General features: G+C 39.7%; 19 protein-coding genes, 1 rRNA gene and 1 riboswitch. Of the genes, 1 reads left to right on the top strand and 19 read right to left on the bottom strand.

Annotated elements, in window-relative coordinates; all coding sequences use genetic code 11:
* Positions 1 to 7: 7 nt before the first annotated feature.
* The 5 genes from pcrA to ACQKNX_RS21080 form a co-directional block, all read right to left on the bottom strand.
* Positions 8 to 2,260: a DNA helicase PcrA gene (gene pcrA / locus ACQKNX_RS21100; protein ID WP_427430537.1), complete on the bottom strand. Its 2,253-nt coding sequence runs from the start codon at positions 2,258 to 2,260 to the stop codon at positions 8 to 10.
* A 31-nt stretch (positions 2,261 to 2,291) separates the two neighbouring features.
* Positions 2,292 to 2,981, bottom strand: a complete 690-nt coding sequence (locus ACQKNX_RS21095; RefSeq protein ID WP_427430536.1) for a heptaprenylglyceryl phosphate synthase — start codon at positions 2,979 to 2,981, stop codon at positions 2,292 to 2,294.
* Between the two features lie 108 nt (positions 2,982 to 3,089).
* Positions 3,090 to 3,410 (bottom strand): YerC/YecD family TrpR-related protein, encoded by a 321-nt coding sequence (locus tag ACQKNX_RS21090; RefSeq protein ID WP_004225717.1) that lies wholly within the window; start codon positions 3,408 to 3,410, stop codon positions 3,090 to 3,092.
* Between the two features lie 16 nt (positions 3,411 to 3,426).
* Positions 3,427 to 4,479, bottom strand: coding sequence for a DUF3048 domain-containing protein (locus ACQKNX_RS21085; RefSeq protein WP_427430534.1), 1,053 nt, complete (start codon positions 4,477 to 4,479; stop codon positions 3,427 to 3,429).
* Between the two features lie 85 nt (positions 4,480 to 4,564).
* Positions 4,565 to 6,286 carry an adenine deaminase C-terminal domain-containing protein gene (locus ACQKNX_RS21080; protein ID WP_427430533.1) on the bottom strand — a complete coding sequence of 574 codons (1,722 nt, stop codon included), beginning with the start codon at positions 6,284 to 6,286 and terminating at the stop codon, positions 4,565 to 4,567.
* A gap of 301 nt (positions 6,287 to 6,587) precedes the next feature.
* Between ACQKNX_RS21080 and ACQKNX_RS21075 the strand changes: the two genes are divergently transcribed.
* Positions 6,588 to 7,049, top strand: a complete 462-nt coding sequence (locus ACQKNX_RS21075) for a hypothetical protein (RefSeq protein ID WP_427430532.1) — start codon at positions 6,588 to 6,590, stop codon at positions 7,047 to 7,049.
* Positions 7,050 to 7,141: 92 nt separating this feature from the next.
* On the opposite strand, the gene purD is transcribed toward ACQKNX_RS21075, so the two are convergent.
* From purD to rrf, 14 genes are all read right to left on the bottom strand, one after another.
* Positions 7,142 to 8,398 (bottom strand): phosphoribosylamine--glycine ligase, encoded by a 1,257-nt coding sequence (purD, locus tag ACQKNX_RS21070; RefSeq protein WP_427430531.1) that lies wholly within the window; start codon positions 8,396 to 8,398, stop codon positions 7,142 to 7,144.
* Positions 8,399 to 8,664: 266 nt separating this feature from the next.
* Positions 8,665 to 10,191: a bifunctional phosphoribosylaminoimidazolecarboxamide formyltransferase/IMP cyclohydrolase gene (purH, locus tag ACQKNX_RS21065; protein WP_427430530.1), complete on the bottom strand. Its 1,527-nt coding sequence runs from the start codon at positions 10,189 to 10,191 to the stop codon at positions 8,665 to 8,667.
* A 183-nt stretch (positions 10,192 to 10,374) separates the two neighbouring features.
* On the bottom strand, positions 10,375 to 10,944 hold the full coding sequence (gene purN / locus ACQKNX_RS21060; protein WP_427430529.1) for a phosphoribosylglycinamide formyltransferase: 570 nt from the start codon (positions 10,942 to 10,944) through the stop codon (positions 10,375 to 10,377).
* Positions 10,944 to 11,999: a phosphoribosylformylglycinamidine cyclo-ligase gene (gene purM / locus ACQKNX_RS21055; RefSeq protein ID WP_403057525.1), complete on the bottom strand. Its 1,056-nt coding sequence runs from the start codon at positions 11,997 to 11,999 to the stop codon at positions 10,944 to 10,946. Before purM ends, purN begins: the two co-directional genes overlap by 1 nt.
* A gap of 179 nt (positions 12,000 to 12,178) precedes the next feature.
* Entirely contained in the window at positions 12,179 to 13,603 is a 1,425-nt protein-coding gene (purF, locus tag ACQKNX_RS21050) for an amidophosphoribosyltransferase (protein ID WP_427430528.1), read from the bottom strand.
* The gene (gene purL, locus ACQKNX_RS21045; RefSeq protein WP_427430527.1) at positions 13,579 to 15,813 is read right to left on the bottom strand and encodes a phosphoribosylformylglycinamidine synthase subunit PurL; all 2,235 of its coding nucleotides are present in this window, start codon (positions 15,811 to 15,813) and stop codon (positions 13,579 to 13,581) included. The genes purF and purL overlap by 25 nt, the downstream gene beginning before the upstream one ends.
* Complete coding sequence (gene purQ, locus ACQKNX_RS21040; protein WP_173479656.1) at positions 15,800 to 16,483, bottom strand: phosphoribosylformylglycinamidine synthase subunit PurQ; 684 nt, start codon at positions 16,481 to 16,483, stop codon at positions 15,800 to 15,802. The genes purL and purQ overlap by 14 nt, the downstream gene beginning before the upstream one ends.
* 2 nt (positions 16,484 to 16,485) lie before the next feature.
* The gene (gene purS, locus ACQKNX_RS21035; RefSeq protein WP_024364458.1) at positions 16,486 to 16,734 is read right to left on the bottom strand and encodes a phosphoribosylformylglycinamidine synthase subunit PurS; all 249 of its coding nucleotides are present in this window, start codon (positions 16,732 to 16,734) and stop codon (positions 16,486 to 16,488) included.
* Positions 16,735 to 16,736: 2 nt separating this feature from the next.
* The gene (gene purC / locus ACQKNX_RS21030) at positions 16,737 to 17,447 is read right to left on the bottom strand and encodes a phosphoribosylaminoimidazolesuccinocarboxamide synthase (protein WP_427430526.1); all 711 of its coding nucleotides are present in this window, start codon (positions 17,445 to 17,447) and stop codon (positions 16,737 to 16,739) included.
* Positions 17,448 to 17,574: 127 nt separating this feature from the next.
* The gene (purB, locus tag ACQKNX_RS21025; protein ID WP_427430525.1) at positions 17,575 to 18,870 is read right to left on the bottom strand and encodes an adenylosuccinate lyase; all 1,296 of its coding nucleotides are present in this window, start codon (positions 18,868 to 18,870) and stop codon (positions 17,575 to 17,577) included.
* A gap of 13 nt (positions 18,871 to 18,883) precedes the next feature.
* Positions 18,884 to 20,008 (bottom strand): 5-(carboxyamino)imidazole ribonucleotide synthase, encoded by a 1,125-nt coding sequence (gene purK / locus ACQKNX_RS21020; RefSeq protein WP_427430524.1) that lies wholly within the window; start codon positions 20,006 to 20,008, stop codon positions 18,884 to 18,886.
* Positions 20,005 to 20,493 (bottom strand): 5-(carboxyamino)imidazole ribonucleotide mutase, encoded by a 489-nt coding sequence (gene purE / locus ACQKNX_RS21015; protein WP_340822204.1) that lies wholly within the window; start codon positions 20,491 to 20,493, stop codon positions 20,005 to 20,007. The genes purK and purE overlap by 4 nt, the downstream gene beginning before the upstream one ends.
* A gap of 212 nt (positions 20,494 to 20,705) precedes the next feature.
* Positions 20,706 to 20,804: riboswitch (purine riboswitch) on the bottom strand.
* Between the two features lie 91 nt (positions 20,805 to 20,895).
* Positions 20,896 to 21,090 carry an NETI motif-containing protein gene (locus ACQKNX_RS21010; RefSeq protein ID WP_173479661.1) on the bottom strand — a complete coding sequence of 65 codons (195 nt, stop codon included), beginning with the start codon at positions 21,088 to 21,090 and terminating at the stop codon, positions 20,896 to 20,898.
* 238 nt (positions 21,091 to 21,328) lie between these two features.
* Positions 21,329 to 21,431, bottom strand: a 5S ribosomal RNA gene (gene rrf, locus ACQKNX_RS21005); the annotation flags it as partial.

Here is a 21,431-nt window from a genome sequence, read left to right as displayed (position 1 = left end):
CCTCCGCTTACGCTTTTTCAATAGGTGCAAATTGCGCTAGTAATCGCTTAATACCGATTGGTTGTGGAAAAGCGATATCTAGTTCTGTACTATCACCCTCACCTTTTACGCTAACAACCATACCTGTTCCCCATTTTTTATGAATCGCTTTATCTCCAGCTTTCCAACCAAATTGGTCACCCCCAGTTGCTTGCAGGCGTGCCGTTGCTGGTTGTGTATGCTGTTGCGTGCCAAGTGTCCGTTTTTGATAACCACTTGCCGAACGATTACTTGAGCCAAATGGAACTTCAGGCTTTGGACCACCTTTTGAGATGGATTCTAAAATATCCTCTGAAATTTCACGTAAGAAACGGGAAGCATTGTTAAAGCTTGAACGACCAAAAATCGTTCGAGATTGCGCACATGTTAAATACAACCGTTCCTCTGCACGTGTTATGCCGACATATGCGAGGCGTCGTTCCTCTTCCATTTCATCATTATCATCAAGAGAACGAGAATGTGGGAAAATATTTTCTTCCATACCAATAATGAAAACTATAGGGAACTCTAACCCTTTAGCAGCATGCATCGTCATTAAAATGATATTGCCTTTAGATGCATCTTCTTTATCAAGCGCATCAATATCTGCAATTAAAGCTAAATCTGTCAGGAAGGAAATTAAGCTCTTATCTTCACTACGTTCTTCAAACGCTTTTGTCACAGATAAAAATTCTTCAATATTCTCTAAACGACTTTCCGCTTCAATGCTCTTTTCATTTTGTAGCATCGCTCGATAGCCTGATTTCTCAATAACTTGCTCTACGATTTCCGTTACGGACAAGTAATTTTGCATTTCAGTGAAGCCTTTAATCATCGCATAAAAATGTTCTGCTGAAGCAGCAGCTTTTCCTGTTAATCCCATAAACAAAAGATCATTCATTGCATCAAAAATAGAGCGATCCTGATTGATTGCATAGCGTGCCATTTTTTCGAATGAGGTTGCACCAATACTACGCTTCGGTTCATTGATAATACGCGCAAGCGATAAATCATCGTCATTGTTCGCAATGAGACGCAAATAGGCTAATAAATCCTTTATTTCTTTACGATCATAGAACTTTGTACCGCCGACAATTTGATAAGCCATATTAGACTTAACTAACACTTCCTCCATTACACGAGACTGTGCATTCGTACGATATAAAATGGCAAAGTCATCAAATGAACGATTTTCCTTTTCCATCAACTGTTGAATCGTTTGTACGACAAACTGTGCTTCTTCCTGCTCATTATAAGCTTTGTACAAAGCAATCTTTTCACCATGTACATTTTCTGTGCGCAGCTCTTTTGGGTAACGGCTTGTGTTATTTTGAATGACGTCATTTGCAGCTTGAAGGATGCGTTTTGTTGAGCGATAATTTTGCTCTAGCATGATGACGTTTGCATTCGGATAATCCTTTTCAAAAGACAGGATGTTCCCAATATCTGCGCCACGCCAACGATAAATTGATTGATCCGAATCCCCTACTACGCAAATATTTTTAAATTTCTTCGCTAGTAATTGCACGAGTAAGTATTGGGATTTATTCGTATCTTGGTATTCATCCACATGGATATATTGAAATTTATTTTGATAAAATTCAAGCACTTCAGGTACTCGCTTAAATAATGTAATCGTCGTCATAATCAAATCATCAAAATCAAGGGACTGATTGCGACGTAACCTTTTTTCATATCCTTTATAAACACGAGCAACCGTTTTTTCATAAGGATTTTGTTCATTAATTTGCCCTGCATATTCATCGGCAGTTATGCATTCATTTTTTGCTGAGCTGATTGCATTTAAGATTGCACGAGGTTCAAAACGCTTAGGGTCAATATTTTCATCCTTCAAGACATTTTTTATGACAGAAAGTTGGTCAGTAGAATCTAAAATCGAGAAATTGCGCGAGATGCCAAGCTGCTCAATATTACGTCGTAAAATGCGTACACACATCGAGTGAAAGGTTGATACCCACATGCTGTCGCCAGTACCATTTCCGAGAATACCATCTATACGCTCACGCATTTCACGAGCTGCTTTATTCGTGAACGTAATGGCTAAAATCTTCGAAGGGTATATTTCTTTTTCTATGATTAAATACGCAATACGATGCGTTAATACTCTTGTTTTTCCCGAACCAGCACCTGCCATAATTAGTAATGGCCCTTCTGTTGTTTTCACTGCTTTTTCCTGTTCAGGGTTCATGCCTACTAATAAGTTTTTTGTTAAATGCTCCATTTCGCACCACCTTACAAACGTTTGTTCCTAATTATATCGCATTTTTTACGGCCTTAACAGTCGCAAGTGCAGCTTTTAAATCTTCATAAATAATATTCCCTACAACGACCGTATCAGCAAACTGTGCCATTTCTGCAGCTTGCTTTGTAGAAGTTATGCCACCACCGTAAAATAGCTTTGTATTTTGCAATTCATTTTTCACAGCACGTACCATATCAATGTCGCCATATTCACCGCTATATTCTAAATAAAATACAGGTAGCTTAAAGAAATTTTCAGCCATGCGCGCATAAGCAACAACATCATCCACTGATAAATCTGTCTTTGCTTGTGTTACTTCTGCAACTTTACAATTTGGATTTAAAATACAATAACCTTCAGCGACTAACTCATCCCACACCATGATATCTCCGTATTCTTTAATCGCCTCATGATGCAAATTTTTAATCCATTTTGGGTCATCACTATTTAACACTGTTGGAATGAAATAATAGTCATAGCCAGGTGTTACTGCATCAATCGTTGAAATTTCCAGCGCTATTGGTACTTCAAAGCGACGTACGCGGACAAGTAAATCTAATACACCATCTAATGTTACCCCATCTGTTCCACCAACTAAAATGACATCTGTTCCAGATTCACAAATTTTTTCTAATGCTTCATCCGATATATCCTTTGCTGGATCTAGCTTGAACACATGTCTCCACTGTAAATAATCCATCTATTTTACCACCTATCATTTTCTATCTACTCGTTTACAAGTATAGCTTATGACTCTCGACAAAAAAATAAAAAAGCTGAGCAGAAACTCTACCCAGCCTCTTATCTACTATTCTTTTGGTGCTTGGAATGGCTTTTCATCTGGATACAAACGACCTAACATTTCATCATATGTATCATTTCCATAATCAAAGCATCGACGTACACGAGAAATCGTTGCTGTACTTGCCCCAGTCTCCTTTTTAATGGATTCATAGGTTTTCTTTAAACGTAATAAATGTGCTACCTCAAATCGTTGTGCTAGCGATTGAATCTCACTAATCGTACATAAATCATCAAAAAATTTATAGCATTCTTCAATGTCCTTCAGTTCTAATACTGCTTTAAATAACTGATCTGTTTGATGCCCTCGAATTTTTTCGATTTGCATGCAGTTTTCCTCCCTCTTAAGGTTGCGTTTTCACCATTGCTTCTAACCCTGGTGAAGCTGGTACGAAATGAACCCATGTCTTTCCTGGAACTAGCTTCACAAGTTCACCAGTCTCTTCGACAGCCGTTGGTAATCCATCGATATTAGCCCATTTCACTTCTCTTAAATAACCATTTTGAAATACATATGCATTTCCACCAGAGGTTAAGTCAATATCTTGGCGGCCTACATCATCAATTGTTTGATGCTTCATTTCAAAAAATAAAACATTTGCAAATGTTAATGCTTCACCTGTCAACATATCCTTTGTTTCTACGCCTGCCGATTGTCGTCCATAACGATTTGTTTGATGATCATATACATAGGTGTTGTGGAAAGAATTACTATTCCCATAGTAAATGTCAACTTGACTTGTTTCAACGCCTATTTTACCACGTTCATCGGGTTCATAAAAAGCCTGATGCACTTTTTCACTGTAATTCATTGAAGCGCCTACTTTTTCAGCACCATTTAATATATTTTCAGAAGTTATATAGGAATTATGTGGGGCTACACGATCGTTAGAACGTTTAAATAGTGTGCCATCATAATTCATCCCATTAATATTATCCACGACATTATTGCTTAGCATCGTTTTCGCCTCTGGACTGTAGCCGTGTGCTACATAAAATGCGCCAAAGCCTTTTGCCATATCAATAAAATAAGAACGTGCACTTCGTACCGGTCCAATAGTTTCTGGTAATTCGCTTTGATAGACTGCTAGTAAACGAGTGACATTTCCTTCTGCTAGCATTTCGTAAATAATATCTGCTGCTGCCAATCCTGATTGAGGACGAGCAGCAGGATGATTGTTAACAGTCACAATAATTGGACGTTGCGTCACTTCTTCTTTTACAGCCTCTCCCGTTAATGGGGCCACAATTGTTTCTTCCTTCACAGGCTCTTCAATAGCTGGTTCATCATCTATTTTAGTTACGTCCTCTTCTGGTTCAGAGGCATCTTTAGAACATCCGCCGATAAACAAGGCGCTAAATGCTAGGCCAACTAATAGTTTCTTTGATTTCAACACTTGCATTACTCTCCTTTAGTCAATACCGCCTCGATGTAAAAGTGTATGCTGTTGCTCTGGCGCTACAAAAAATGTGCTACTACACCTAACGCATAACTGCAGGTAATAATAATTTATTCTTCATTACATCGAAAATTCCTTTAGGTGTAATTCGAATATACGGTAAATGCGTTGATTGTAAAAATAGTAAAGTATAAATAGCGTCGCCTAGACGATAGCCACGTTCTGCTAATGCTTGCTTTAAGGCAAGCTCTTTTACTGTAAGCTCCTCCACATCTCCTTGATATAGAAGACCACCGATTGTTAGTGGAATGGATGCTACTACTTCTCCTTTTTCTACAAGGACAATACCTCCACGCAAAGCCTTCATCTCTTCAAACGCTTTAAGCATATCGTCTTTATTTTTCCCGATAAGCAAAATATCCCCAGTGTTTGAATAGGACGATGCAAAGCCTTGAACACTTGTTGCAAATCCTTTAATCATCGTATTAACATGCCAGTTTCCACTTCGGTTAATGAGCATTAAATAGCTTTCATCATGGTTTGCAAGCTGTCCTTCTCTAGTGATTAACGAATTATAAGGTTTCGTAATAACATCATTTACTAATTCAATCCCAAATGGCATTGAAAATTGGAAGTCATGGGAAGTTAGTGAAAAATCCAATTCGAATGATGGAATTGCTTTATAGTCGATTGCATTAAAGCGATGCACTCGTTCGCCATCACGTTTTAACCAAACACCTTTGGACAGTACACTTTCTGGAACTGGATGCCATTCATCTTGCAAAATATTAAGAGAGGCAAAGCGACCAGTTGCAATAAAGCCATGTAAGTTTGACATATTGTAATAACGCGCAACATTATATGATGCCATTTGGTAAGCATCTATTGGTGAGACGCCTGCATCTAAAGCGACTTGAATACATTTATCCATTACGCCATCTTGATGGAATGAAGGCGTTGAGCCATCAGTTGTCATCATGAGATGATCGAAAATAGGTAGTTGTTTTTCTACGATTCCTTTTAATAGATTAGGTAAATCAGGACGAATCGAAGAATGACGAAGCGTTACTGCAAATCCTTGCATAATCCGTCGCTCTACTTCTTCCACCGTCATCGCCTCATGGTCGCCATCTGCACCAAGTAATTTCATACGCGCTAAAGTGCGTTCTGAAGCACCTGGGAAGTGGCCTTCAATCTTTTTGCCATGCGCCTTAGCCATTTGCATGCGATACAACATTAAATCATCACCATGCAATAATTTTGGCCAACCAGTTAGCTCGCCACCTAACAATACATCATCACGTTGTAACCATTCTAAAATAGAAGTATTTGAAAAAATTTCTTCTTCCTGTTCCATTTCAGTCTGTGAGTCAAACCGCGCCCACCAATAAAAAGAGAACGGTAACTTCTTTAACTCATCTAATATTGAAAACGCTTTCTTGTTGTCTAAAGATAATACAAAACTTAAATTATCTGAGATAAAAGCGGTAGTACCTAGTTGCCCACAAAAATCAGCAAAGGACTGTGGATGGTACAACTGGAACGGATGAACATGAGGTTCAATATAACCTGGAACAATCGTTTTATTTGTACAATCAACAATTTCTGTGCCTTCTATTAAAGGTGGCATTCTATCCCCCGCATAAACAATACGGTCTTCTGAAACCCAAATATTTCCTACCACCCATTGCTTTAACATGCTATGTAAATAACGCGCATTTTTTAAGACAATATTAGGCGATTTTTTGCCATCTATAACAGCTATATGTTGACGCAATTGCGAAATTCTCCATGTCGGATCCATGTAAATCGCTCCTTCCTAATTTGCGTAAAATTTCATTGTGTAAATCCTACTTGAATTCACATACTACTATTGCATAAGCGCTTATTTGTTTTCATTGCGCCTTTTGCGTAATGATTCGCATTTTGAATAGGACTCGTTAGTTGACGCCTTTCAAAATCCGTGCCATATATCCTCTTTACTAAAAGACGATAAAATAATGCTGCTTTATGCAATCATCTTGTTTCAATCGTAACACAGCACTTTCATAAAGCAAAGTGCACCCCGCTTTATTTTTTCCACTATGACTAAAGGAGGAAATTATATGATGCAACAAGCAAATTTAAGTGATAAAAATGCCTTTTGCCGCTTTGCCCTTGGGACAAGTATGACGGCGTTTGGTATCGCTAAGGTATCTAGAAATCCTAGCTGTATGAAAGGACGACTTATGATTGCATTAGGAGCCATGAAAATGGCTGAAGGTATTTTTAAATATTGTCCTTCGAAGGCAATGTTGAACACAAATGTGGAAAATGCCATGAACACCTCTATGCAAAGTATGTTCAGTGGACAAAATTCTATGTCTTCCGGACAGAATTCTATGTCTTCTGAACAAAATCCTATGTCTTCTGAACAAATCAATAAGCTAATGAAGGATTTCTCCTCTGCTATTACTGGAAATTCGTCAAAGATGACAGCAAGTTTTAATTCATCTGACACCAGCACTTCAACACAAAATTCCTCGGACAGTAAAAATTCTACAAATAAAGCACAAAATCCTTCTTAGTCAAAGAAGCCGTCTCAATCAACATGAGACGGCTCCTTACTTTTTTAGAGAAATGATATGTCTATGAAAAATAATTACTTATGGTAAAACTGTTATTTAAATGTACGCCAGCCGATATCTTTGCGGTAGAAAAAATTATCCCATTCTGCTGTTGCGATACCAGCATAAACTTTTTCTTGTGCTTCCTGTAAAGAAGATGCTTTAGCAGCAACAAGTAAAACTCGCCCACCATTCCCTACAAACGTTCCATTTACATGCTTCGTACCTGCATGGTAGACTGCATGTGATGCAGATAATGCTTCTAAGTTCGGTAAAGCATTTCCTTTTACTACATCACCAGGATAGCCTTCAGCAGCAATGACAACACCTAACATAGCTTCGTTTGACCATTGCAAATCAAATGGTTTTTCATCCATTAATGCGCTCATAAACGCTCCGAAATCGGATTTCATGCGTGGTAATACGACCTGTGTTTCTGGGTCACCAAAGCGGGCATTGAACTCAATTACTTTAGGGCCATTTTTCGTTAAAATAAGACCTGCATATAAAATCCCAGTAAAGGATACTCCATCTGCTTCCATGCCTTTAACAGTAGGTTCAACAACTGTTTGATACGCTACATCTACTATATCCTGTGAAATTTGTGGTACAGGTGAATAGGCACCCATTCCGCCAGTATTTGGTCCTTTATCGCCGTCATATGCACGTTTATGATCTTGTGCAATGACCATCGGATAAATTTGACCCTTGTGAACAAAGGACATAAAGGAGAACTCTTCACCATCAAGGAATTCTTCAATGACAACACGAGATGAAGATTCGCCGAAACGTTGATTACCAATCATATCTTGCACTGCTTCAATCGCTTCTTCTTCCGTCATTGCTACAACAACACCTTTACCAGCCGCTAAGCCGTCTGCTTTAATAACGATTGGTGCTCCTTGTGCTTTAATATAGTGAATCGCCTTTTCTGCTTCTGTAAACGTCTCGTGGGTTGCTGTTGGGATATTATATTTATTCATAATATCTTTCGCATATGATTTGCTACTTTCAATTTGTGCTGCTGCCTTCGTCGGACCAAATACGCGTAGACCACGATGTGTAAAGAAATCCACGATTCCTTCTGCTAGTGGTTGCTCTGGACCAACAAATGTTAAATCTACTGCATTTTCTTTTGCAAATTGTGCAAGACCTGCAAAGTCCATTGTATCAATAGCAACAACCTCTACATCTTCTCGCATACCATCGTTACCTGGCGCAACGAATACTTTCTCTACGGACGGAGAAATGCTAAATTGTTTGGCAATTGCATGCTCACGACCGCCACTTCCTATTACTAATACGTTCATAATTAGTGAATCCTCCTCTTTAAAGGTAAGGACTGTCTCATATATCGCTCCCACTTCTTTCTAGCAAAGTCCACTTCGCTTTCTGCCGCACAGTATTCGTTACTTGCTGTTTAGTGCGTCTTACTGTCTTATGCAGCTTCTGCTTTAGTCGACTTGTACTTGGATATGAAAAAATAGCATACTAGAAACACGTCCAGTATACTATTTTTTCTATTAGGACAGACCCTTTGTTTTTTGACTATTTGTTTATTACTGCATATCGATTATTAATGCTTGAAGTGACGTACACCTGTAAACACCATAGCAATGCCGTATTCATTGGCTTTATCAATCGAATCTTGGTCTTTAATAGAGCCGCCTGGTTGAATAATTGCTGTAATACCTGCCGCATGTGCAGCCTCCACAGTATCACTCATAGGGAAGAATGCATCAGATGCTAGTGAAGCACCTTTCGCCTTATCACCCGCTTGCTCGAAAGCGATTTTTGCGGCACCTACTCGGTTCATTTGGCCAGCACCAACACCCAATGTCATTTGCGAATCAGTTACAACGATTGCATTTGATTTTACATGTTTAACTACAGACCAACCAAGTTGTAATGCTTCCCACTCTTCATGAGTCGGTTCTCTGTCTGTTACTACTTTAATGTCAGCGTCTGCAAAGCCATAGCTATCTGGCTCTTGTACAAGTAAACCACCTTCAACAGAAACAACGTTAAATTGATCTTTTTTAGCTTGCTCAAATGGAATTGTTAGTAATCGAATATTTTTCTTTTGTGTTAAAATGTCTAATGCTTCTTGAGAGAAAGCAGGTGCAATAATAATTTCTAAGAAAATATGGCTTAACTTTTCTGCAGTAGCCGCATCTACTTCCTGATTTAATGCAATAATACCACCGAAAATTGACGTAGAATCAGCTGCATATGCTTTATCAAAAGCTTCTTCTAGTGTTACACCTGTCCCAACACCACAAGGATTCATATGCTTCACAGCTACGGCTGCTGGCATTTCAAACTCTTTTACGATTTGAAGTGCCGCGTTTCCATCTTGGATGTTATTATATGATAATTCTTTTCCGTGCAGTTGCGTTGCATACGCCAATGAGAAATCAGAGCCCAGGCGTTTTTGATAAAAGGCTGCTTTTTGATGAGGATTTTCGCCATAACGTAAGTTTTGTTTTAACTCGTAAGTAAGCGTTAAGCTTTCAGGGAATGCTTCTTCAGTTAAATGATTCGAAATATAAGAATCATAAGCTGCTGTGTGACGGAAGACTTTTGCCGCTAGCTTACGACGTGTTTCAATTGTTGTAGCGCCAGTTGCTTTTAGTTCTTCTAATACTGTTGCATAGTCATTGCTATCTACAATAACTGTTACGTATTGATGGTTTTTAGCAGCAGAACGTAGCATAGTTGGCCCACCAATATCAATATTCTCGATGGCATCATCCCATGTTACATTAGGCTTTGAAATTGTTTCAACGAACGGATAAAGATTAACACATACAATTTCAATTGGTTCAATGCCGTGCTCATTCATTTGTGCTTGATGAGAAGCATCATCAAATTTCCCTAATAGTCCACCGTGAATCATTGGATTTAACGTTTTTACACGACCATCTAAAATTTCTGGGAATTTTGTTACTTCATCCACTGCTGTTACTGCGACATCATTGTCCTGTAACATTTTTTTTGTACCACCAGTTGATAAAATTTCATAACCTAATGCCACTAATTCTTTTGCAAATTCTAAAATACCATCTTTATTGGAAACACTGATTAATGCACGTTTTGTCACAACGAAATCCTCCTAATTTGTCTCGTGTTTAGCCACGAAAATATCTAGCCAACTTGATTTAGCGGAGTTAGGTGCTAATTGAACGACTCGTTCTACTTGAGCGGAGTTCATCATGAATTGATCGAATCTTACGGGTAATTAGCGTTCCCCGTTACAATAAGCCAGACCTAACTACCTACCAATCTACTTTAATAATTGCTGTAATGCCTTTGTATATAGTACATGCTCTTCTTTATGAATAGCAGTTTCAGTTGCCTCGCGATCCCCTTCGATAACTTCAACAGCGGCTTGCGCAATAATAGGCCCTGTATCCATGCCTTCATCAACAAAATGCACCGTAACACCGGTCACCTTAACACCGTGCTCTATTGCTTGGCCAATCGCATCTTTTCCTGGGAATGATGGTAATAGTGAAGGGTGGATATTAACAATACGTTGTGGATATGCCGCCAATAGCACCTCACTAATTAAACGCATATACCCTGCTAGGACAATCCACTGCACACCACATTCACGTAAAGCTTCAATAATAGCAGTCTCGTATTCTACTTTCGAGGCAAATTGTTTCGGGCTCAAAGCTAGTACTGGGATGCCAAATTGTTTAGCACGTGTAACGACAAATGCAGTGGGCTTATCTGTTACAACAAGCTCAACCTTTGCATGTAATTCTCCACGTTCAATCGCTTCTTGTATAGCTTGAAAATTACTGCCGCTCCCTGAAGCAAATACGGCAATTTTAACTGGTGCAGTCATTACACTAAGCTCCCATCATGTGAGCCGTTAAATACAACACCCTCGCCTTTCACAACGCGACCGATTTTGTACGCTTTTTCACCATTCGCTTGTGCTGTAGCAATTACTTTATCTGCCTCTGCTGCTGGTACAGCCAACACAAAACCAATACCCATATTGAAAACATTGTATAAATCTTTGTCCTCAAGCTGACCCTTTTCCTTTAAAAATTCGAAAATACGAAGAACTGGCCAAGAACCTAAGTCAATTTCTGTTGCTAAGCCCTCTGGCATCATACGTGGAAGGTTTTCATAGAAGCCGCCACCTGTTACGTGTGCGCAACCATGAACGTCAGCTGCTTTTAATGCTGCAAGTACTGGTTTTGCATATAATTTAGTCGGTACTAGAAGAGCTTCACCGATTGGACCTAAATCTTCGAAGCCTTCAACAACTGCATCTACTGCATAGCCGTTGTCAGCGAAAACAATTTTACGTACTAATGAATAGCCGTTTGAATGGACACCACTTGAAGCTAATCCAACAAGCACGTCACCTTCGACGATATTTTCACCTGTTACGATTGCCGATTTTTCACAAGCGCCTACAGCGAATCCTGCTAAATCATACTCATCTTCTTCATAAAGGCCTGGCATCTCAGCAGTCTCACCACCGATTAAAGCAGCACCAGATTGTACGCAGCCATCTGCAACACCTTTCACGATTTGTTCGATTTTTGCTGGCTCTGCTTTACCAAGTGCCACATAATCTAAAAAGTAAAGTGGCTCTGCACCTTGTGCTACGATATCGTTTACACACATAGCAACACAGTCCACGCCAATTGTATCGTGCTTGTCTACCATAAATGCTAATTTTAATTTTGTCCCAACACCATCTGTACCTGAAATTAGAACAGGTTCTTTAAGATTTAGTTCTGACAAGTCAAACATACCACCAAAGCCACCAAACGTACCCATCACACCTAGTCGATTTGTACGTTCAACGTGAGACTTCATTCGTTTTACAGCTTCGTAGCCTGCTTCAATATTTACACCTGCTTGTTCATATGCCTTTGACATGCAGAGATCCTCCTTTAAATTATTTACGCAGCAGTCCATTACTTTTAAAAGTAGAGGACATATGCATGTTCAACATTCAGTGAGGAATTGTAATCCTTACTCAATGTTATTCCACCTTCAGCGAATACCCACCAAATAACTGTGGGCAGTCGGACAAGGTTTCATCCATTAACATACACTTAGCGTAAAAGTTCTTTTTCATGTGGTAAGATTGTATCTGGGAAAATTTCAGTTGGGTATTTGCTTGTAAAGCATGCTAGGCAAAGACCTTTGTTCTCATCTTCAAATGGACGTGCTATCGTTTCTACCATACCTTCAACTGAAAGGAATGTTATTGAATCAGCACCAATCGCATCTCGGATTTCTTCTACACTATGACTCGAAGCGATAAGTTCTTCATGTGTCGAAGTATCAATACCATAATAACAAGGGTCAGTCATTGGCGGAGAAGAAATCACTACATGCACCTCAGCTGCACCTGCATCTTTTAGCATTTTGACAATACGACGTGATGTTGTACCGCGAACAATTGAATCATCCACCATCACAACGCGTTTTCCTTTGACAACTTGAACAACAGGTGAAAGCTTCATTTTTACACCGCGTTCACGTAATTCTTGCGTCGGTTGAATAAACGTACGGCCAACATAACGATTTTTAATTAAACCTAACTCATACGGAATACCACTTTCTTCAGCAAAGCCAATTGCTGCAGAAATACTTGAATCAGGTACACCTGTTACGACATCCGCTTCAATATGTGCACATTCACGTGCAAGTTGTTTCCCCATACGTTTACGTGCCATATGCACATTAATACCGTCAATATCAGAATCTGGACGTGCTAAGTATACATATTCCATCGCACACATTGCGCGATTTTCCATATTAGCAAAACGGTCAGATTTTACGCCCTCATCGTTTATAATTAATAATTCCCCTGGTTCCACAGAACGAACAAACTCTGCCCCTATTAAATCAAACGCACAAGTTTCAGAAGCAACAACCCAACCATCTCCTAGTTTTCCAAGAGACAATGGACGTAAACCATGTGGATCACGTGCAACAAGCATTTCATCTTTTGTCATAATTAAGAACGAATACGCACCCTTTAGTAATGACAGGGCATTTTTCACCTTCGCTCGGAATGGTGAATGCGAGCTTTTCTTAATAAGATGCGCTAACACTTCTGTATCTGAGCTAGAGTGAAAAATACTACCTTGACGCTCTAAATATTGCTTTAAGTGTGTCGCATTGACTAAGTTACCGTTATGAGCAATTGAAAGGCTACCTGTAGATGAATGAAATAGTAATGGCTGTACATTTTCGATACCGCCACCACCAGCAGTCGTATAACGAACATGCGCAATTGCCGCTTTTCCGTCCACTGCCTTTAACTTCTCTTCATTGAAAACATCATTCACTAATCCTTCGCCTTTCACCGCGCGAAGGTGAAGACCGTCAGAAACGACGATACCAGCACCTTCTTGTCCACGGTGTTGAAGAGCATGAAGCCCGTAATAACTAAGGTGTGCTGGACTTGGATTACCCCAAATACCAAACACCCCACATTCTTCGTTTAAGCCTCTGAGTTCAGCAAGCATGGGATTGCTCCTTTCCAATTAGAACGGAATTCCTCCACTGTACCTTCTACAAGCACACCGTTGTCCCCGTTGATTTTAACAAGCGCATCGTTCGTTACGACACCGATTTTCAGTGCACCTTCTACTGTTTCTACAAATGCAGCTGCATTTTCTTCTTTAACAGTTACAACAAAGCGGGATTGTGTTTCACTAAATAGAACCGTTGTTGCAGAACCTGTTAACGTTACATCAATACCAAGACCTTGCGCACCAAAAGTAGTTTCTGCTAGTGCTACAGCAAGTCCACCCTCTGCTACGTCATGCGCAGATTGTACAAGTCCCGCTTTAATCGCTTTTAGCAATGCTTGTTGGCGGGCTGCCTCCACAGCTAAGTCTATAGCTGGTGCTTTTCCTGAGATTACACCATTATTTATTAATTTTTGAAGCTCAGAGCCACCGAATTCAGTTTTCGTTTCACCAATAACGAATACGACATCACCAGTCGCTTTAACATCTTGCGTTGTTACATGTGCTAAATCTTCTATTAGTCCTACCATACCAATTGTTGGTGTTGGATAAACAGCTTCTCCTGAACGTTCATTGTAAAGTGAAACGTTACCACCGATTACTGGTGCATTTAATGCTGTACAAGCAGCAGAAATACCATCAGCAGATTTTTCAATTTGCCAGAAGATTTCTGGCTTCTCTGGATTACCGAAGTTTAAGCAGTCTGTAATGGCAAGTGGTGTACCACCCGTTGCTACAATGTTACGAGCCGCTTCTGCTACTGCAATGGCACCGCCCACTTCAGGATCAAGATAAATGTAGCGAGAGTTACAGTCTGTTGTCATCGCAAGACCTTTGTTTGTACCACGCACACGAATAACAGCAGCATCTGAACCAGGTGCCACAACTGTTGATGTACGTACTTGATAATCATATTGATCATAAACCCATTCTTTCGAAGCAATTGTAGGTGCTTTTAAAAGCGCGTTTAATGTTTCTTTGTAATCTGTTATAGCTGGCTCAGTGTTGTCGATTGCTTGGAATTGTGCATAGTATGCAGGCTCAGCAGAAGGCTTATGGTAAACTGGCGCATCTTCTGCAAGTGCATCCGCTGGTACATTCGCTACAACTTCACCGTTGTGAAGTAAACGAAGCATTTTATCGTCTGTAACGACACCAATAGCGACTGCATCTAAATCATATTTATCGAATATCGCTTTAATTTCATCTTCGCGACCTTTTTTCACAACTAATAACATACGCTCTTGTGATTCGGATAGCATCATCTCGTAAGCAGTCATGCCTGTTTCACGTTGAGGTACTAAATCTAGGTTCATTTCTACACCAGATCCAGCTTTAGAAGCCATCTCTGCTGAAGAAGAAGTAAGACCCGCAGCACCCATATCCTGAATACCAACTAGAGCATCCGATTTTACAACTTCTAAGCAAGCTTCAAGTAGTAGTTTTTCCATAAATGGGTCCCCTACTTGCACAGCTGGACGTTGATTTTCTGATTCCTCTGTTAATTCTTCAGATGCAAATGTCGCACCATGAATTCCATCACGACCAGTTTTTGCACCTACGTACATAACTGTATTTCCTACACCTGCGGCAATACCGCGTTGAATATCTTTGTGGTCAATTAAACCAACACACATTGCGTTCACTAGTGGATTTCCTTCGTAGCAAGGGTCGAATTGAATTTCACCACCAACCGTTGGAATTCCAATACAGTTACCATATCCAGCAATACCTGCAACAACTTCTTCAAATAAATATTTACCACGTGCTGATTTCAACTCACCAAAGCGTAGTGAATTTAACATCGCGATTGGACGTGCACCCATTGAGAAAACGTCACGAATAATGCCGCCTACACCTGTTGCTGCACCTTGATAAGGCTCGATTGCTGAAGGATGGTTATGTGATTCCATTTTAAATACAACTGCTTGCTCGTCACCAATATCTACAATACCTGCACCTTCACCAGGACCTTGTAATACTTGAGGTCCCTTTGTAGGGAATTTACTTAAAACTGGTTTCGAATTTTTGTATGAGCAGTGTTCAGACCACATTACTGAGAAAAGCCCTGTCTCTGTCCAGTTTGGTAGACGGCCTAAAATACCTTCTACCATTGCAAATTCTTCGTCTGACATCCCCATTCCAGCGTATAGCTTTTCATCTTTAATTTGCTGTGCTGTTGGCTCAAACTTAGTTGTTGACATGATTTTCCCTCCACTGCTTCACAATTGATTTAAATACTGCTAGACCGTCTGCTCCGCCCACTAGTGTATCGACAGCTCTTTCTGGGTGAGGCATCATTCCTAATACATTTCCGCGCTCGTTAATAATCCCTGCGATATCTTCTAAAGAACCGTTTGGATTTTCTCCTGAGTATGTGAACACGATTTGATTGTTATCTTTTAGTTTTTGTAATGTTTCCTCATCACAGTAGTAGTTGCCTTCACCGTGTGCGATTGGAATATTAATTACTTGACCTTGCTCATATTGATTTGTGAATAATGTATTGTTGTTTTCAACTTTAAGCTGTATAGTACGACACATGAATTTAAGATTTTTATTGCGAAGTAAAGCACCTGGCAATAATCCTGCCTCAGTAAGAATTTGGAACCCGTTACAAACGCCTAATACGGGCTTACCAGCATCTGCTGCTTTTTTAACTTCAGCCATAATGTTTGATTGGTTTGCCATAGCGCCACAACGTAAGTAGTCGCCGTAAGAGAAACCTCCAGGTACTAAAATACCGTCAAAGCCACTTAAATCTGATTCTGTGTGCCATACATATTCTACTTCTTCACCTAGTTCGTCTTTAATCGCATGATACATATCGATGTCACAGTTTGACCCAGGGAATACGAGTACTGCGAATTTCATGATTAGTTAGCCTCCTCGACTTCGTAACGGTAGTCCTCAATTACTACATTTGTTAAAACTTTTTCACACATTTCTTTAACTAGAGTATCTATATCACGTGCTGAATCTCCAACAGTTAGTTCAAGATATTTACCGATACGTAAATCTTCTACTTCACCATAGCCCATTTTTGCTAAAGAACCTTGTACTGCTGAACCTTGTGGGTCTAGAATACTCTCACGTAATGTTACGTAAATTTTAACTTTTTTCATTGTTATTTGCCTCCGAGTCTAGAAAGAATAATAGTATATACTTCAGTTAAATTACCAAGGTCTCGACGAAAGACATCTTTGTCCAACTTTTGCTTTGTCTTTGTATCCCAAAGTCTGCACGTATCTGGTGAAATTTCATCTGCCAGTAGAACATCTCCGTTTGTGTCACGGCCAAATTCCAGTTTGAAGTCAATTAGCGTGACATCTACATCAGCGAAAATCGGTTGCAGTACTTTATTAACTGCTAATGCACCATCATACATTGCTGTTACTTCTTCTGCTGTTGCTAAGTCAAGTACATCAATATGCTCAGTTGTAATAAATGGATCGCCTAACGTATCATCCTTATAATAAAATTCAACGATTGGGCGTTTTAATGGTGTGCCTTCTTCAAAGCCAAGACGTTTTGCTAAGCTACCTGCCGCAATGTTACGTACGACAACCTCAATTGGAATAATATCAACCTTTTTCACTAGTTGTTCTGTAGCAGACAATTGTTTTACGAAATGTGACGCAATTCCGTTAGCTTTTAATTTTCCGAAAATTAAGGAAGTAATGCGGTTATTTAACACGCCTTTGCCTTCAATCTCTTCTTTTTTCTCACCATTAAATGCAGTTGCACTATCCTTGTATTCTACTAAAAGTATAGTAGGCTCTTCTGTCGCATATAATTTTTTGGCTTTACCTTCATACAAAAGTTGGTCTTTCGTCATTTCGTCATTCCCCCAGATTATTATGAAATACGCCTCGACGTATTGATGTTATGGATTTTGAATCTGGGATAAGATTCAAAACCCGTAACATCCGTCGTGGCACTAACTGTCTATCGTTTCAATACGGTTAGTTAAGTCCAAGACGTTCAAAAATCATGTCTACATGCTGTAAGTGGTAGTTGTAATCAAAGCACTCATCTAACTCTTCCTTCGTTAAGTATGAAGTGATTTTTTCACTTCCATCAACTAACGTACGGAATTGTACTTGCTCGTCCCACGCCTGCATCGCTAATGGCTGAACTGTATCATACGCTTCTTCACGTACTAATCCTTTATCGATTAGTGCTAATAAAATACGTTGAGAGTAAATCAGCCCAAATGTTCGACCCATGTTACGTTTCATGTTTTCAGGGAATACTGTTAAATTTTTCACGATGTTACCGAAGCGATTTAACATATAGTTCAATGTGATTGTCGCATCCGGTAAAATAACGCGCTCAGCAGATGAATGTGAAATATCACGCTCATGCCATAACGCTACGTTTTCATAAGCTGTCACCATGTAACCACGCATTAAACGTGACATACCAACCATGTTTTCAGAGCCGATTGGATTACGTTTATGTGGCATAGCAGATGAACCCTTTTGCCCTTTCGCAAAGGCTTCTTCTACTTCTCTCGTTTCAGACTTTTGCAAACCACGAATTTCAGTTGCGAACTTTTCGATTGATGTTGCAATTAATGCAAGAGCACCTAAATACTGTGCATGTCGATCACGCTGTAATGTTTGCGTTGAAATTGGCGATGCTGCAAGCCCTAATTTATCACAAACATATTGTTCAACACGCGGGTCAATATTTGCATATGTGCCAACTGCGCCAGACATCTTACCTGTTTCAATCACTGTTGCAGCAGCCTCAAAGCGTTCTAGGTTACGCTTCATCTCTTCGTACCATAAGCCTAATTTTAAACCGAATGTTGTTGGTTCCGCATGCACACCATGTGTACGGCCCATCATAACGGTATGTTTATGCTCTTTTGCCTTTGCCGCAATAATATCGATAAAATTCACAATATCTTTTCTTAAAATATTATTTGCTTGTTTAATCACGTAAGAAAGGGCAGTGTCCACAACGTCTGTTGAAGTTAAACCGTAGTGCACCCATTTCCGTTCTGTGCCTAGTGTTTCAGATACAGCACGTGTAAAGGCAACTACATCGTGTCGTGTCTCTTTCTCAATTTCTAAAATACGATTTACATCAAATGAAGCATTTTCACGAATTTTAGCTACATCTTCTTTTGGAATATCGCCAATCTCTGCCCAAGCCTCACATGCTAAAATTTCAACCTCTAACCAAGCTTGGTATTTATTCTGTTCTGTCCAAATTGCACCCATCTCAGGTCTTGTGTAACGTTCAATCATCGCTTATCTCCTTCTATTCTGACCAAATGCCAGAACTCTCGATTTGTTGTAGTGTTGCTTCTAAGTCTTTTGTCATAATCGTTACGTGGCCCATTTTACGGTTCACCTTAGCTTCAGCTTTCCCATAAAGATGTAATGACCATTCAGGATATTTTGCAATTGAGTTACTAAGTGGCATAACATGCTGCCCTAATACATTCACCATTATAGATGGCGCCCAAAGTTGTGGTTTACGCAGTGGCCAACCACAAATAGCACGGATATGCTGATGGAATTGTGATATATTACATGACTCTATCGAATAGTGACCAGAATTATGAGGTCTCGGTGCTAGTTCATTAATAATTATGTCGCCATTTTCTAAAACAAACATTTCTACTGCCAGCGTCCCTACAAGATTTAAGTAATCTGCTATTTTTATTGCCTCTTGTTCAGCAGCCTGTGATGTCGCCTCTTGGATACGAGCTGGTACAATTGTTTCGTGTAAAATATGATGAACATGAATGTTTTCACCAACTGGCTGACAATATAATTCGCCATCACCGTTTCGTTGTACAATAACTGATACTTCTTTCACAAAAGGTACGAAACCTTCAGCAATACATTGTGAATGAGCAAATAGCCCTTTTGCCAATGGTAAATCTGCTGCTGAATTTAGAAGTTGCTGCCCTTTGCCATCATAACCACCTCTTGCAGTTTTTACGATACATGGGTAGTTGATCTGGCCAATGCTAGCTACTAACTCCTCATATGTATTTGCTACGATATAAGGAGCTACTGGACAGCCTGCTTTAACGATTGCTTCCTTCTCAGTCACACGGTTTTGTGTAATGCGTACTAATTCTGCTCCTTGTGGTACATAAGCCATTTGTGTTAAACGTTTTAAGCCTTCGTAATCGATATTTTCAAACTCATACGTAATAACGTCACTGACTTCGGCAAGTTCCTCGAGTGCAGCCTCATCATCGTAAGGTGCCAAAATTCGAATATCTGCAACCTGTCCACATGGTGAATCCATTGTCGGTTCAAGAACAGCTATTTTAAAGCCTGCTTCCTTGGCAGCTAGTGCCATCATACGGCCAAGCTGTCCTCCTCCGATAATTCCTATCGTTTGTCCAGGATATATAATTTTTGTCACACTAAGTCACCTGTGCTTTCCAATACTTGTTGCTTCGTCGCCTCGCGTCTAGCATCTAGTTTATTAGCAAGCTCTACGTCTGTTGTCGACAAAATTTGCGCTGCAAGTAAGCCAGCATTTGTCGCACCTGCTTTTCCAATTGCCACAGTTGCTACAGGTACACCACCTGGCATTTGAACAATTGATAAGAGTGAATCAAGACCATTAAGTGCACGAGATTGTACAGGCACTCCAATGACAGGTAACGTTGTTTTAGCTGCTACCATACCCGGCAAATGCGCCGCACCACCAGCACCTGCAATAATCACCTGAATACCTCGCCCACGTGCTGCCTCTGCGTACTCAAACATTAAATCAGGCGTACGATGTGCAGATACTACTTTTTTCTCGTACGGTACTTGTAATTCATCTAAAATATCACACGCATGTTTCATAGTTTCCCAGTCACTTGAACTACCCATAATGACACCGATTTTCGGATTCATGAATTGTCGCTCCTTTTAAACGATAGAAAAATGATCGATTATTGTGCAAGCCTCTATTATTCAATAGTCACTGCATTTCTTTACTTTTTGAACAAAGAAAATCCTCAAATAAGCTACTCTCTACAATACACGTGAAAGCAGCTTACTTGAGGACTTATTATGAAAAGAATATGCAGATTTAGACATCTGTACACACACCTTCCCGTAACATGCCAAAAGTTGCTTTCCCGCATAGTCCAGCATTTACGGTGCCGGGTAGAGACACTAGAGCCAATTCTCTAGCATATATGGGGATTTAATTGTTTTCCTTATCACATTTTAACAATTGCAAACACTGGCGTCAATGCTAAAATGCGAACAATTTATTTTGGTCATTAAATATTGTTCGGTTTTAAGTCGTGTTTATTCAGAATCTTGACACAACATCGCTTTAAATTGTATTTTTTGACGTAAATACGTTGGTTCACCATTCACTAGATGAAAGATAGGCTCTTCTTTCCGTCCCATCGCCATATAGCCATCCTGACGCATTCTTTCTAAACATTGATCAATTGTTTCATTTTCTTCTACTTCATACCAAATTTGCTTTTTCCCCAAACCGTTCTTCCTTCCAATCGCATGTCATTTTTATTCTTCCTTACTTGTACTCCATTATACCCGATTTGACACATCCAAAATGCACGAAATTGTAACAATTCCTATCGCTGCGATTATTCGAAAGATGTGGAAACAACAAAGGAAGTTATCCTCGCATTTCATATCCTATATTGATATTACATTGTAAGTAATTGAAAAAACAAAAAAGCCAAGGAATATATCCTTGACTTTTTTTATTGCCTAGCAATGTCCTACTCTCACAGGGGGAAGCCCCCAACTACCATCGGCGCTAAAGAGCTTAACTTCCGTGTTCGGTATGGGAACGGGTGTGACCTCTTTGC

The sequence above is a fragment of the Lysinibacillus sp. NPDC093712 genome (assembly GCF_050280025.1).
GTDB lineage: Bacteria > Bacillota > Bacilli > Bacillales_A > Planococcaceae > Lysinibacillus.
Note: the sequence above shows the minus strand (reverse complement) of the source record. Positions and strands in the feature narration are given on the sequence as shown.